This is a genomic window from Leekyejoonella antrihumi, assembly GCF_007845645.1.
GTDB lineage: Bacteria > Actinomycetota > Actinomycetes > Actinomycetales > Dermatophilaceae > Leekyejoonella > Leekyejoonella antrihumi.
In genome coordinates, this window is the sequence record NZ_VCQV01000004.1 from 122,576 (window position 1) to 136,237 (window position 13,662).

Below are 13,662 nucleotides of genomic sequence, written 5' to 3' on the forward strand. Positions count from 1 at the left end.
CAGGAATCTGGCCCTGCCCGCGCCACGGGCAAGGCCAGATGTAGCACCTAATAGATCGCGTGCAACGACCGGAGGTACAAATATGAGCCTAGATCATCAGCGGGAGAAGGCGCAGGAACCAGGCAGTAAGAAGGCCCCGCATGTCGCCCTCGTGGCGGCTGCCCTAGTGACCACGCTTCTCTGCTGGTCGATTAGCCATGATGTGCAGTTGTCGCTCGGCATCGGTGGATTGATTCTCGCCGGGGCAAAGCCCGACGGCAGGTAGGGCACCCTGACACGGAGGCGCCCCTGCCGCGATCGACCGGGGCGCCTCTCTGCGTGCGGGCTGCCGACGGCATACCTCGCCCGCGCTCCGGCATCATGGCGGCATGGACCCTGAGCAACGCATACAAGTCGCCGAGCATATCCTCGCCGCCCGCGCCCGGCGGGGCTGTTAGCGCGGGTTCCGGCCGAGTTCGCGCTCGACGCGATCGAACGCGCCGAGGATCGTCGGCAGCGCCTCGACGGCGAACCACTCGCCACTCATCCGATGCCGCGCGAATTGCGCGTGAAGGGGGCGCTCATAGTCCGAGGCGGAAGGGATCACGCGGCGTACATGTATGCGCTCTGCCGAGCCCGTCTGTAGTTGCCTACGGCGCTGCTCGACATCGGCGGCGATGCCGACCTTCACGGGGCCCGCCGAGCCCGATTGCATGAGGTATAACGCCCGGTCGCCGCATGCCACCGGCGATGCAGGCGCCCACGGCGACCTCGGTCGCTGCTGCGGCTGCTGTCGGGCCTTCTTCGCCTGGTCGCGAACGGCCCAAACGAAGCCGAGCGCCAAGATGCTGCCGAGAATTAGCCATGACACGGCGTATCCCATTAGTTCGTCCCTCCCGATTGACCGATGCTGATTGTAGGGTCGCCTACCGACGGGCCCGGCTGCGACTGTGGTGTGCGGCGGGTGTGCGTCAGGTGTGTGGTGTGTGCCAGAGAATGTCCTCTCGATGAGATTGGTGCAGGGTGCGTAGCGCGAGGACGGGGTCGAGGCCGGTCATGGTCCAGTGCGTGCCGGCGCGTTTGGCGCGTTGCTTGACGATGGTGTTGCAGGCCGATTCCACGGGCCCGGAGCCGATGTAGTAGCCGTTGGCCGTGAAGTCGGCGTACTGCATCCGGTGGTGATTGCCGGTGAAGTACCGCACCTCTCTGGTCGCGGGCCGGGCCAGATCGGGCGCCCGGGCGGGCAGGTCGAGCCGGTCGACGGCAGTGGCGAACTGCTCGGTGTGGCCGAGGTCGAGGGCGTCGACCAGGTGTTGCTCGAAGCTGGCCGGGTCGCGCAACACCGGGGTCAGCAGCTTGGTCAGGTCGGCGAGGTGCTCACGGGCGTGGAAGTAGTCCACGACCTGAGTGGCGTGCGGGAACTGCTGGTTAGCGATGTTCCATATCCAGTGCGCTCCATCGCCCAGGACGACCGGTTGGCGGATCTGGTCGAACCCGCGGCGTAGGTACTCGGCCCTGACCTGACCGGCGAACTCGGGTGCGGGCGCGAACGTGGAGATGTAGGACACCGATCCGGGGTCTTGCACGGGGTCGCCGGTGGCCGGGTCACGACCGGACTGGGTGAACAGGCAGCCGATCTTGACCTCGCGGGTTCCGGGCCGTCCACCGTCTTTGCCGGCCCTGCCCGCACATTCGCGGGGCAGCATCGGGGCGCCCGTGCCGTCCATCACCAGGTAGCACAAGCCCATCCCGCCGGAGTCGTCGGCGGCGGGGACCGGGCGCGACGTAGCCGTGGCCGCGGCCTGTTCGGCGTTGATCAGCGCGCGGGCCCGGGCGCCCTGGGCTCGGGTCGTCCGGGCGAGGGTGGAGGTCGAGGCCAGGTGAAGGCCGGTGACGGTGCCGATGAATTCGACGCTCTTGGCGTACGGCATCTCTGCCCCGGCGAGGGCGGCCGCCCGCGCCAGGCCCGGCGACAAGCTCGTGCCGGTGATGCCGAGGCGGGTATCCAGCGGCGCGAACCCGGCCCGACACGTGCCGCAGTGGTAGTAGCCGCGCGTCACGTCCACGCTGCCGAGCAGGGTGCGGACCGTCTTGGTGCGCCGGGCCACCAGCCGCCCGGCATGACCGGCGTCGGGGCAGTCGGCGCGGGCCGGAGTATCCGAGCCGGCGAAGTCGATGACCCCGGCCACCGCGGCCAACCCGATTCGGGCCGCGCAGGTTTGCGCCGCCCGCTCGATCGCCTCCAGCACGCCCGCTTCACCGCTTTCGGCGTCGCGCTGCAGCAGCCCTGCCGCGGTATGCACCAGGGCGCGGGCCTCGGCCGCGGCCAGCTGCGCGACCCGGTCGGCCAGGACGGTCAGTGCCTCCCGATCGTCGCAGGACCCCCTTTATTCCCGCTCGGCTCAGCGGGAGCAGCGCGTTTGCGGCGGCCTGCCGGCGGCCCGGTCTTCGCCTTGCACAACGCCTCGTTGATCTCCACGTAATCGGCGACCAGGTCCTCGAACTGGGCGTAGTTGTCCAGCTCGGCCCGGACCTGGTCGAGCTGCTCGACCGGGATGTACTGCCCCCGTGAGCCACCCGGTCCCTTGACCGTGCGCGTCCACAACCCGCGCGGGCCGTGCCCTTGCTCGCCCGGCCGGGCGCACCGGCAGCTCGCCTTCCCGCACTTGCGATAGCCGACCTGCAACGACCCGCGCCGAAACGCCGGTACCGCGCCGATCCGGTCCAGCGCCAGCGACCGCGCGGCCTCCAGCTCGCGGACGGTCATTGCCGAATAGTCCCTGCCCATCGCGTCCTCCCACACTCTGATTATGTATACCACAATCAGACTATGGGTTGACCTGCACAAACCTCGTCAACGACACGACCATGACTCACACCCGTGTGCGGCTGTCTGCGGCTCCCTCGGCAGGCAGAGCACGACGGCGATGTGCTCGACGGCCTCGACGAGCGCTGAGCGTGCGGGCTCCTCGACCTGGTCGACGACGGCCGCGACGATATCGGCGGCCCGCCGTGCATGCGAGCGTGCGGTCGCAATGAGCGCGGCGTCTGCGGTGGTGAGGGTGGCTGTGGTGTCGGTCATGGTGAGGACTCCTAATCTGGGGTTATGGCTAGTGACAGACGCCCTCGTGTGCGTGCTCCTGAACTCTCCGGCCGTGGCTGGCTAAACACCGGTGGCCAGGACATCGCGCTGAAGGACCTGCGCGGCAAGGTCGTCGTCCTCGACTTCTGGACCTTCTGCTGCGTGAACTGTCTACATGTGCTCGACGAGCTGCGTGAGCTGGAGGCCGAGTTCACCGACAGCCTGGTCCTGGTCGGGGTGCACTCGCCCAAGTTCGAGCACGAGGCCGACCCGGTGGCCCTCGAGGCCGCGGTGGAGCGGTATGCCGTGCACCACGCCGTCCTCGACGACCCCGAACTGGTGACGTGGCAGGCCTACACCGCACGGGCCTGGCCGACGCTGGTCGTGATCGACCCGGAAGGCTACATCGTCGCCCAGCTGGCCGGCGAGGGTCATGCGCACGGCCTCACCGTGCTGGTGCGTGAGATGCTCGAGGAGCACCGGACGAAGGGGACACTGCGCACGGGTGACGCCCCCTATGTGCCGCCGCAGCCGGCGGAGACCGCGCTGCGCTTCCCCGGCAAGGTCGCTGCTCTGTCGGACGGCTCGTTCATCGTCTCGGACACCGCCCATCACCAGGTGGTGCGCTTGGAGGCCGACCTGACCACCGAGCGCGAGCGCTTCGGTGGTGCGGGTGAGTTCAACGAACCGCAGGGTGTGCTGGTGCTGCCGGATCCGGTGGCGCAACGGGTCGGGTATGACGTGGTGGTGGCGGACAGCGTGCACCACCAGGTCAAGGGAATCCGGCTGGGCGACGGGAGCATTCGCACGCTTGCGGGCACCGGCCAGCAGCTGCGCGAACGGTCCGGCAGTGGTGCGGCACTCGCTCAGGACCTGTCGACGCCCTGGGATGTGGCCTGGTGGATCGACCGGGTAGTGATCGCCATGGCCGGAACCCATCAGATCTGGGCCCTGCACCTTGGGCTGGATCCGGCGGAGAACACCGTCGCGGTCCTGGCCGGCACCTCGAGCGAGGGGATCCGTGATGGCGTCGCCCACGAGGCCTGGTTCGCCCAGCCCTCCGGCCTCGCCGTGTCCCCGGATGGTGTGCGGCTCTGGGTCGCCGACTCGGAAGCAAGCGCACTGCGGTCGATCATGTTGACAAACAGCGGTTTCGAGGTGAAGACGCACATCGGGCAAGGACTCTTCGAGTTCGGGCACCGGGATGGCAGCGGGCCCGAGGCGTTGATGCAGCATCCCCTCGGCGTGGTCCCGCTGCCGGATGGCTCCGTCGCCCTGACCGACACCTATAACGGCGCGATCCGACGCTATGACCCAGCCAAGGATGAGGTCAGCACCCTGGTGACCGACCTCGCGGAACCCAGTGGTGCGTGCGTCGAGCATGACGGCGAAGAGGCGCGCCTGGTCGTCGTCGAGTCCGCGGCGCACCGTGTCACTCGTGTCGGCATACCGGCCGACGCGCAGAAGGTGGATGGCCCTGCTCACCAGACGCACCGGCGCCCGACGGAGCTCGCGGCCGGGCAGGTCACGTTGAGTGTGGCGTTCGAGCCTCCGACCGGCCAGAAGCTGGATCTGCGGTATGGCGACCCGACTCAGCTGATGGTCTCGTCCACGCCGGACGCGTTCTTGCGGGATGGCGGTGGCACTGCGACCGGCCTGCAACGGCAGCTGCAGCTGGACCCCGCTGTGGGATCGGGCATCCTGCACGTGTCCGTGCGAGCCGCAGCCTGTGACGGTGATCCGGTCAGCGGTGAGGTGCCGGAGCACGCGGCCTGCCACCTATACCAGCAGGACTGGGGGATCCCGGTCGTCCTCGCGGACGGCGCGCCGGCCGAGCTCACTCTCGACCTGCGCGGCCTCTGACCCAGACCCAACCCGCCGAGTGGAGTAGGTAGCCGCCCAGTGGAGCACATACAAGTGCTTCACTCGAGTGTCTTGTCTCAGGAGATGGGTGACAGTTCTGTATCGGGACTTCGGTAACACTTGATGTCTCAGGACATGGGTGACGCTTCTCCGGTGGTGCTCTCGGGGGTGGTGTCCTGGTCGGCGAGGAAGCCTCGGGGTTTGCCGTTGCCGACGAATCCAGTCCGGAGTCCGGGCCGTTCGTGGGTGATGATCTCGGTGCCGTGCTGGTCGAAGAACCAGATCCTGTGGTCGTCCCAGATGATGTGCGCGGGTTGGTCGACGTACTGCTGGCCGAGCTGGTAGCGGACACCCTCGATCTGGACCTGACCGTTGCGGTACACGGTGCGGGTCGCCTCACCGGTGGGTGTGCGCCGGGAGCGGCGGGCCGGTAGAGCGGACTCGTCGACGGGCAGCGGAGGCCGTGGGGGCTCGGCCTTGGGTGTGGCGTCCCACGACTGCCGCGGGGTGATCCGGCCGGGGAGTCCTTGGTGGGGACGCTGGGTGTTGTAGATGACGTCGAACTGGTCGACCAGTTCTTGCAATTCGGTGATCGACGCGGCGAGCGGCTGCTTGTCCAGCCACCGGAACAGGGTCTGGTGGAACCGCTCGTTCTTGCCCTGCGTGGTCGGCTTGTACGGCTTGCCGGTGATCGCCTCGACACCCAGGCTGGTCACGTAGGTGACCAGCTGCCCGGTAAACCCGCGACGGGTCGGGTTCAGCGCGAGCCCGTTGTCGGTCAACAGGCGTTGCGGAACGCCGTGCGCGGCGATGCCCTGGGTGACCACCGCCAGCGCGCCCTCGGACGTCTCACCGTCGGCGACGTGCGAGGCGACCGCGTACCGGGAGTGATCGTCTTGCAGCTGGAAGATCACGCACTTGCGGCCCCTGGTCAGTACGTACTCGGTCGCGTCCAGCTGCCAGCACGCGTTCGGCGCCGGGTACACGAACCGGCGCCACGCCGCACGAGGCCTCTTACGCGGCTCGAGGCGGGCGACGCCGGCCTCCCGGAAGATCCGCGCCAACGACGGAACCGACGGCGGCTGCAACCCCATCGCCTTCATCTTCTCGAACACGCTGATCGGGCCCTGGTCCAGCCCGGAGGACTCCAGCGCGGCACGCACCCCGATCGCCTGCGCCTTGACCTCCTCGGGGATCCGGGTCGGGCTGGTATTCGGGCGGCGGGACCGAGGTTCGAGCACCGCAGCCGGACCCTCCTCCCGCGCCCGAGCGAGCAGCGAGTACAACGTCTTCCGCGAGATGCCATGCTCGAGACAGAACGTGGTCACCGCACCACGTGGGGCATCGTCAGGCCATGACGAGATCGCGAGACGGACGGCAGGATCGACAGGCTCATTTTTCTTCACCGGCCAATCTCACCCGGAGAAGTGTCACCACCAAACCACCCCGAAGTGTCACCGATGTCCCGATACAGAACTGTCACCGATGTCCTGCGACATAACACGCCCAGTGGAGCACATACAAGTGCTCCACTCGAGCGATAAGTGCTCCACTCGGCGGAATGGGTCAGAAGGCTTCTTCGGGCAGGTCCATCAGTGAGCCGTCGGTGTTCTCGATGATCGCGCGATCGGCCGTCAGGCGCGGCAGCACGGTGGAGGTGAAGAACTTCGCCGCGGCGACCTTGCCCTGGTAGAACGCCTCGTCCTTGCCGGTGTCACCGGCGTCGAGGCGCGCCTGGGCGACCTCGGCCTGGCGGACCAGCAGCCAGCCGATGACCAGGTCACCGGCGGCGAGCAGGAAGCGCGTGGCGCCCAGCCCGACCTGGTAGATCGCCTCGGGCTCACCCTGGAAGGCGGCCATGGCCGTCATGCCGAGCTTCTCGAGCATGCCCTGAACGTCCTCGACGCCCTGGCCGAGCAGTGCCCGCTCGGCCTGCAGCTTGTCGTCGCCCGCGCCGCCCTTGACGGTCTGCAGCATCTGCTCGGCGAGTGCACCGATCGCCGCGAACTGGTCCTTGACGATCTTGCGGAAGAAGAAGTCCTGCGCCTGGATCGCTGTCGTGCCCTCGTAGAGCGTGTCGATCTTGGCATCGCGGACGTACTGCTCGATCGGGTAGTCCTGCAGGAAGCCCGAACCGCCGAACGTCTGCAGCGACTCGGTGCCCAGCAGCACCCACGCGCGCTCGGAACCCACACCCTTGACGATGGGCAGCAGCAGGTCGTTCAGCTTGCTGGCCATGATCGCAGCGCTGCCCTCCGCAGCCTTCTCGTTGCCGGTCGCCAGGAACTCCTGGTCGACGATGTCCTGCTGGGTTGCCGTGAAGAGCACGAGTGCGCGCAGACCCTCGGCGTAGGCCTTCTGCAGCATCAGCGAGCGGCGCACGTCGGGATGGTGGGTGATGGTGACTCGCGGAGCATCCTTGGCGGTCTGGGTCATGTCGGAGCCCTGGACCCGCTGCTTGGCGTAGTCCAACGCGTTGAGATAGCCGGTGGACAGAGTGGCAATCGCCTTGGTGCCCACCAACATCCGAGCGTGCTCGATGACCCGGAACATCTGCGCGATGCCGTTGTGCACGTCGCCCATGAGGGTGCCGACCGCGGGCTCCTTGTCGCCGAACGTCAGCTCGCAGGTCGTGGAGACCTTCAGGCCCATCTTGTGCTCGACATTGGTGACGTAGGCGCCGTTGCGCGCGCCGAGTTCACCGGTCTCCAGGTCCACCTGGTACTTCGGCACAACGAAGAGAGACAGCCCCTTGGTGCCTGGGCCGCCGCCCTCGGGCCGGGCGAGCACGAAGTGAACGATGTTGTCGACCATGTCGGACTCGGCAGAGGTGATGAAGCGCTTGACGCCCTTGACGTTCCAGGTGCCGTCGTCATTCTGAGTGGCATTGGTGCGGCCGGCCCCGACGTCCGAGCCGGCATCCGGCTCAGTGAGCACCATTGTGCAGTGCCAGCCCTTCTCGGTGATCCAGCGGGCGAGCTTCTTCTGGTCGTCGTTGCCCAGCAGGTAGAGCAGCTTGGCAAAGGAGTAGCTCGCGGCATACATCGCGATGGCCGGATTCGCGCCCAGCACCATCTCGTTGAGTGCCCACTTCAGCGATGGCGGCACAACAGTGCCGTCCAGCTCGCCGGGGACGTCGACGGCCCAGAAGCCGGACTCCTGGTAGGCGGCGTAGGACTTCTTGAAGGCTTCGGGGATCTGCACCGAGGTGGTAGCGGGGTCGTAGACCGGGGGGTTGAGGTCGCCCTCTTCGAAGGACGCAGCCAGATCGTTCTCCGCCAGCACGCTGACCTGCTTCAGCATCTCGCGTGCAGTGTCTGCATCGACCTCGTCGTATGCACCGTGGCCCAGCACGTCCTGCCGGCCGAACACCTCGAAGAGGTTGAACTCGATGTCGCGGACGTTGCTCTTGTAGTGACTCATAGGTTCCTCCACCCGCTTGTTACTCACCAGTAACACCATTGTCCTACTAGGGGGTAGTTCTACGCAACTGGGAGGTAACTTTTGTTCGAAGGACCCTGCGGCGAGAATGGCAGAGGTGTTCCTGGCGAGAGGATGAAGCAGCATGAACGGACCCACGCGGTCTGAGGTGCATGAGTCGGGCAGCTTGCTGCACGGGACCCAAGCGGACCTGGCGGTCGGTGACTTGCTGTACCCGGCCACATCTCGAACTTCGAGGCCTGGCGAGTCATGAACCACGTCTACGTGACCGAAACGCTTGACGCTGAGGCATGGGGGCTGAGCTTGCGATCGGCAAGAGGTCCGGGCGCATCGATGTTGTGGAGCCTACCGGCGCGTTTGAGGACGACGCCAATGTGACCGACAAGAAGTTTCCCGGCAATCCCACTCGCTCCTGTCGCACGCTCGAGCCCGTCCGTGTCGTCGGTGAGCTCGTGGGCTGGGCAGGCCACTCCCCCGAGCAGCTGCGGGTCATGAAGGATGGCCTGGCCGGCCTCAAACGACGAGGGATGGCCGTGATCTACGACTGACCCGGCCCCTGCCCTCACTGAAGAGCGGGGCGATGCATCAGGTCGCCGGGCAAGGCGAGGACCAGCACCGCGGAGGCAGCGCTGAGCGCGCCGAGCACCCAGTAGACGCGCACGATGTCGGTGTCGCTGACCAGCAGGCCGATGACCAGCACCAGCAGGGCACCGATGCCGTTGCCCAGGCCGAGCGCTATCCCCGAGCCCATCGAACGGTTCTCCGGGAAGATGTCCTGCCCGATCAGGACGCAGGTGGATGCCGACCCGAAGATGGCGATGCCGGCCAGGCCCGCCACGACCCAGAGCCAGGCTCCCGAGGCATACGCGATCAGGATGATCAGCGCGGCCGTCGCCAGGGCCGAACCGAGCAGCACCGGGGTGCGACCCAAGCGATCGGCCAGGTGGCCGCCGCCGACGTTGCCGAGAATGCCGACCAGCAGCATGGTCGTGATGATCGACGCGCCACTGTCCAGGTGCCCGCCGCGCAGGTGCCACGTGATCGGAATGAACGTCACCAGGGCGTAGGTGGCGAGCGCCTGAATGGAGCGATAGCTCACCAGCACCGTCAGCGGTCGAGCATGCTTGCGCCACAGAATTCGACTGGTCTGTCTGGAGATCGCCGGAAGACGTGGTGCTGCCCGCAACAGGAACGGCGCGGTCAGTACTCCTGGGACTCCGACAACCCAGAGCGCGTGCAGGCCGAAGTGGCTGACCACCAGACTGGCCGCCGTGGGCCAGATCCCGCGGCCGGCCTCACCGCCTACCAGAAACACCGACGTCAGCAGACCCTGCCTGCCTCGCAACAGACTTCGCACGCCGGCGAGCGCCTGCGGGTGGAAGAACCCGCTGCCGATGCCGATCAGCAGCAGCAGGATCACCAGCATCCAGGTCGACTGCGCAACGCCGAGCAGACCACCGGCGACCGAGCTGAGCAGCAGTCCGAGCACCACGAGGCTGCGCCCGCCGAGGCGGTCGGCCAGCCATCCGGTCACCGGTTGCAGCGCCTGCCCGATGGTCATTGCGGCAACGAAGGCGCCGGCCATCCGCACGGGCTGATCCAGCGATGTCAGGACGGCGGGAAGCACACCCGGCAGGTAGTTCGAGGCACCGTCGTTGAGCAGATGCGCCCAGGTCAGACCGAAGAGGCGGCCCTTCTCGACGGGTGCGGCGTCGTCCGGTCGTCCAACGGCCGGCCGGCGGTGCGTGGAAGATGAGCTCACCCGTGCACGCTACTCACCGCGCCGGCCACATCAGTGAGAAGGTGGTCTTGTGACGACCTTGATCGGACCGACCAACTCGCTGACGGATGTCGCCGGGCTGCGGGTGGGCCACTACGAGCGCGCGGACGACGGCTGGCTGACCGGCACGACCTGTGTGCTCACCCCCGACGGCGGGGCGGTAGGCGGTGTGGACGTCCGCGGGGGCGGCCCCGGGACCCGCGAGACCGACCTGCTCGATCCGCGCAACATGGTCGAACGCGTGCACGCAATCACGTTGACCGGTGGCAGCGCCTACGGACTGGCGGCAGCCTCCGGGGTCGCCGACGCCCTGGGGGAGGACGGCATCGGGCTGCCGATGGGCGGTCCCGGCGAGGTGGTGCCGTTGGTGCCGGCCGCAGTGATCTTCGACCTCGGTCGTGGCGGCGCCTTCGCGAACCGCCCGGATGCCTCCTTCGGGCAGCAGGCGTATGCCGCGGCGCGCCGGTCTGGGGTCGGTGGCCGGCCGGCGACGGGGTGCGTCGGAGCCGGCACCGGGGCGTTGGCCGGTGGGCTGAAGGGCGGCGTCGGCACGGCGAGTGCGGTGCTACCGGACGGCACGGTGGTCGGTGCACTGGTGGTCGTCAACTCGCTGGGCTCGACCGTGGATCCGCGGACGGGGCTGCCGTATGCCGTGGGATGCGGGCTCTCGGACGAGTTCGCCGGCCTGCGGGACCCCGATCGTCGGGACCTCGAGGAGGCACGACGGTTGGCGGCCGAGCGTGCCAAGCTGACCGGCATCGCCTACGGCATGGCCACGACCCTTGCAGTGGTCGGGACCAACGTGAGCCTGACCAAGGCGCAGTGTCAGAAGGTTGCCGGTATTGGTCACGACGGGATGGCTCGCGCGATCCGCCCCGTTCACACCATGTTTGACGGCGACACCGTCTTCACGCTGGCGACCTGCGAGCGAGGTTCCTTGGACGCGCTGGGGTTTCATCAGCTGCTCGACGCGGCCGGAGACTGTGTGACTCGGGCGATCGGGCACGCCGTGCTGGATGCCACCACGACCGCCGCGCATCCCTATCCGCTGCGCAGCTATCGGGACGCGTTTCCCTCCGCTGTCGGGGCGTGAGGACCTCGGCTGTCGGGGCGTGATTCCGGTCCCGTCGAGTGTCGGACCTTGATGCGCCGCTAACGTGAAGGGTGCGCCCCCTGAAGTCATCGTCGGGGCTGCTCGGGTGTCGGCTGCGTGCTCGTGCCGCTGGATGAGATGTGAGGTTGCCATGGTGGTCAGGCAGATGCCGAAGAGGTCCGAGATCTTCGAGCTGGTGAGCTTCAAAAAGCCGACCGTGCACAGGAAGACTCGGCGACTGCAAGACGCTCAGACCATTGAAGATCTGCGGCGCATCGCCAAGCGGCGCACGCCGAGGGCGGCATTCGACTACACCGATGGCGCAGCGGAGGCGGAGGTGTCCATTGCACGGGCACGCCAGGCGTTTAGGGACATCGAGTTCCGGCCCGGCATCCTGCGAGGTACAGATCGGGTCGACACGTCCTGTCAGATCTTCGGCGGACCGTCGGCGCTGCCCTTCGGCATTGCGCCGACCGGATTCACCCGCCTGATGCAGACCGAAGGCGAGGTCGCCGGTGCCGCTGCGGCCGCTGCGGCCGGCATCCCCTTCTCCCTGTCCACCTTGGGCACTACCTCCATCGAGGACGTGCGGGCGGCAGGTCCGGCAGGGCGACACTGGTTTCAGCTGTATGTCATGCGCGACCGGGAGATCTCCTATGACCTGACCCGACGTGCGGCGGCGGCCGGTTTCGACACCCTGCTATTCACCGTGGACACCCCGGTCGCCGGAGCACGGCTGCGAGACAAACGCAACGGATTCTCCATACCTCCGCAGATCACCGCGCGGACGGTGCTCAATGCGGCTCCACGACCGTGGTGGTGGTGGGACTTCCTGACGACACCCCCGCTGGAGTTCGGGTCGCTCACCTCCACCGGAGGCACGGTCGGTGACCTGGTCGACGCGGCGATGGATCCGACGATCAGCTTCGAGGACCTGAAGGTGGTGCGCGAGCTCTTCCCCGGCAAGCTCGTGGTCAAGGGTGTGCAGACCCTGGCGGATGCCAGAACTCTCGTCGACCTGGGCGTCGACGGCCTGGTGCTGTCCAATCACGGTGGGCGCCAGCTTGATCGAGCGCCGGTGCCGTTCCGGCTCTTGCCGGAAGTCGTCCGTGAGCTCGGTGCGGACACCGAGGTTGCCATTGACACCGGGATAACCTCGGGCGCCGACATCGTCGCGGCCATCGCTCTCGGCGCCAGCTTCACGCTCGTCGGACGTGCCTACCTCTACGGGCTGATGGCCGGCGGTCGCGAGGGTGTGGACCGGGCGATCGAAATCCTGGCCGAGCAGATTGTCCGCACGATGAAGCTCCTCGGCGTCGCTGCTCTGGCCGAACTCACGCCGGACCACGTCATCCCGCTGGCCTGATCCTGCTCCAGGACACGACGGTGACCCGGGCGACGAAAGCGCCTCCCGGGTCGCCGTTCAGCTCCGCCGTGCTCAGGACGATGCCTTCGCGTCGACCTCGTAGGACGTGTTGACCGACTCGAAGAAGTTCACCAGCTCGAGTGTGTCGTTGGCGGTGGCCATCCACTTGGCGGGGTTGCTGACGCCCCAGTGCGACTCGAAGCCGAGCTCTTCCAGGCGCCGATCGGCCAGGTAGCGCACGTAGCTGTTGATGTAGGACGCGTTCAGACCGAGGATCCCGCTGGGGAGCAGGTCGTGGTTGTAACGCTCCTCCATCTCCACACCGTCGAGGATCATCTGGCGGATCTCCTCGGCAAACTCCGCGGTCTGCAGATCGGGGTTCTCCTCCAGCACGGTCAGGATCAGGTTGATTCCGAACTTCAGGTGCAGACTCTCGTCGCGCACAATCCAGTCGATCAGCGACCCGAAGTTGCGCAGCAGGTTCCGCTGCCGGAAGCTCAGCGCGACCATGAACCCGCTGTAGAACCAGATGCCCTCGAGGATCACGTTGTAGGCAACGAGGTTTCGCACGAACTCGCGCTTCCCCTCGGTGGTCGTGATGTCGAGCGACTGCTCGGTCATCCGACTGATGTACTTGACCTCGAACTCCTCCTTGGCGGCCATCGACGGTACGTCGCGGTGCGCGGCATACGCCTCGTCGCGGTCGATCGGGAAGGTCTCCAAGACGTACTCGAAGGCGACACAGTGGTTCGCCTCCTCCCACATCTGTTTCGCGAGGTAGAGGTGCGCCTCGGGCGAGTTGAGGTAGGGGTACACGCCCAACGCGAGGGCCTTGTTGACGAGCAGCTCGTTGGGGTTGAAGTAGCTCATCAAGAAGGTGACCGCGTGGCGCTCCTCGTCGGTCATCCGATTGAAGTCGCCGAGATCCTCGCCAAGCTGAATTTCGTGCGGGAACCAGGTGTTGGCCACGGCCTGGTTGTACAGGTCGTATGCCCACTGGTAGCGAATCGGCTTGAGCAGCAGCCCTTCCTGGATTCCGGTGCCAAGCATTTGATGGC

General features: G+C 67.1%; 11 protein-coding genes and 1 pseudogene. 4 read left to right on the forward strand and 8 right to left on the reverse strand.

Annotated elements, in window-relative coordinates; genetic code table 11:
- Positions 1–433 precede the first annotated feature (433 nt).
- From FGL98_RS04410 to FGL98_RS04425, 4 genes are all read right to left on the reverse strand, one after another.
- Complete coding sequence (locus FGL98_RS04410; protein WP_146315528.1) at positions 434–862, reverse strand: GIY-YIG nuclease family protein; 429 nt, start codon at positions 860–862, stop codon at positions 434–436.
- Positions 863–950: 88 nt separating this feature from the next.
- Positions 951–2,282, reverse strand: coding sequence for an ISKra4 family transposase (locus FGL98_RS04415; protein ID WP_186525974.1), 1,332 nt, complete (start codon positions 2,280–2,282; stop codon positions 951–953).
- Positions 2,283–2,335: 53 nt separating this feature from the next.
- On the reverse strand, positions 2,336–2,767 hold the full coding sequence (locus FGL98_RS04420) for a DUF6788 family protein (protein ID WP_146315530.1): 432 nt from the start codon (positions 2,765–2,767) through the stop codon (positions 2,336–2,338).
- 66 nt (positions 2,768–2,833) lie between these two features.
- Positions 2,834–3,061: a hypothetical protein gene (locus FGL98_RS04425; RefSeq protein WP_146315531.1), complete on the reverse strand. Its 228-nt coding sequence runs from the start codon at positions 3,059–3,061 to the stop codon at positions 2,834–2,836.
- Between the two features lie 24 nt (positions 3,062–3,085).
- Here FGL98_RS04425 and FGL98_RS04430 point away from each other — a divergent pair, with 24 nt between their 5' ends.
- On the forward strand, positions 3,086–4,924 hold the full coding sequence (locus FGL98_RS04430) for an NHL domain-containing thioredoxin family protein (protein ID WP_146315532.1): 1,839 nt from the start codon (positions 3,086–3,088) through the stop codon (positions 4,922–4,924).
- A gap of 128 nt (positions 4,925–5,052) precedes the next feature.
- Here FGL98_RS04430 and FGL98_RS04435 read toward each other — a convergent pair whose 3' ends face one another.
- Both FGL98_RS04435 and FGL98_RS04440 read right to left on the reverse strand, forming a co-directional pair.
- Positions 5,053–6,330 carry an integrase core domain-containing protein gene (locus FGL98_RS04435; RefSeq protein WP_425460980.1) on the reverse strand — a complete coding sequence of 426 codons (1,278 nt, stop codon included), beginning with the start codon at positions 6,328–6,330 and terminating at the stop codon, positions 5,053–5,055.
- 160 nt (positions 6,331–6,490) lie between these two features.
- The gene (locus FGL98_RS04440; RefSeq protein ID WP_146315533.1) at positions 6,491–8,347 is read right to left on the reverse strand and encodes an acyl-CoA dehydrogenase; all 1,857 of its coding nucleotides are present in this window, start codon (positions 8,345–8,347) and stop codon (positions 6,491–6,493) included.
- Between the two features lie 142 nt (positions 8,348–8,489).
- Between FGL98_RS04440 and arr the strand changes: the two are divergent.
- Positions 8,490–8,913, forward strand: a pseudogene (arr, locus tag FGL98_RS04445) (NAD(+)--rifampin ADP-ribosyltransferase).
- A gap of 14 nt (positions 8,914–8,927) precedes the next feature.
- On the opposite strand, the gene FGL98_RS04450 reads toward arr, so the two are convergent.
- Positions 8,928–10,127, reverse strand: coding sequence for an MFS transporter (locus FGL98_RS04450; protein ID WP_146315534.1), 1,200 nt, complete (start codon positions 10,125–10,127; stop codon positions 8,928–8,930).
- 49 nt (positions 10,128–10,176) lie between these two features.
- On the opposite strand from FGL98_RS04450, the gene FGL98_RS04455 reads away from it, so the two are divergent.
- On the forward strand, positions 10,177–11,238 hold the full coding sequence (locus FGL98_RS04455) for a P1 family peptidase (RefSeq protein WP_146315535.1): 1,062 nt from the start codon (positions 10,177–10,179) through the stop codon (positions 11,236–11,238).
- 151 nt (positions 11,239–11,389) lie between these two features.
- Positions 11,390–12,604, forward strand: coding sequence for an alpha-hydroxy acid oxidase (locus FGL98_RS04460; protein WP_146315536.1), 1,215 nt, complete (start codon positions 11,390–11,392; stop codon positions 12,602–12,604).
- Between the two features lie 72 nt (positions 12,605–12,676).
- Here FGL98_RS04460 and FGL98_RS04465 read toward each other — a convergent pair whose 3' ends face one another.
- A complete protein-coding gene (locus FGL98_RS04465; RefSeq protein WP_246136370.1) occupies positions 12,677–13,654 on the reverse strand; it encodes a ribonucleotide-diphosphate reductase subunit beta in 978 nt (325 codons plus the stop codon).
- Positions 13,655–13,662 lie beyond the last annotated feature (8 nt).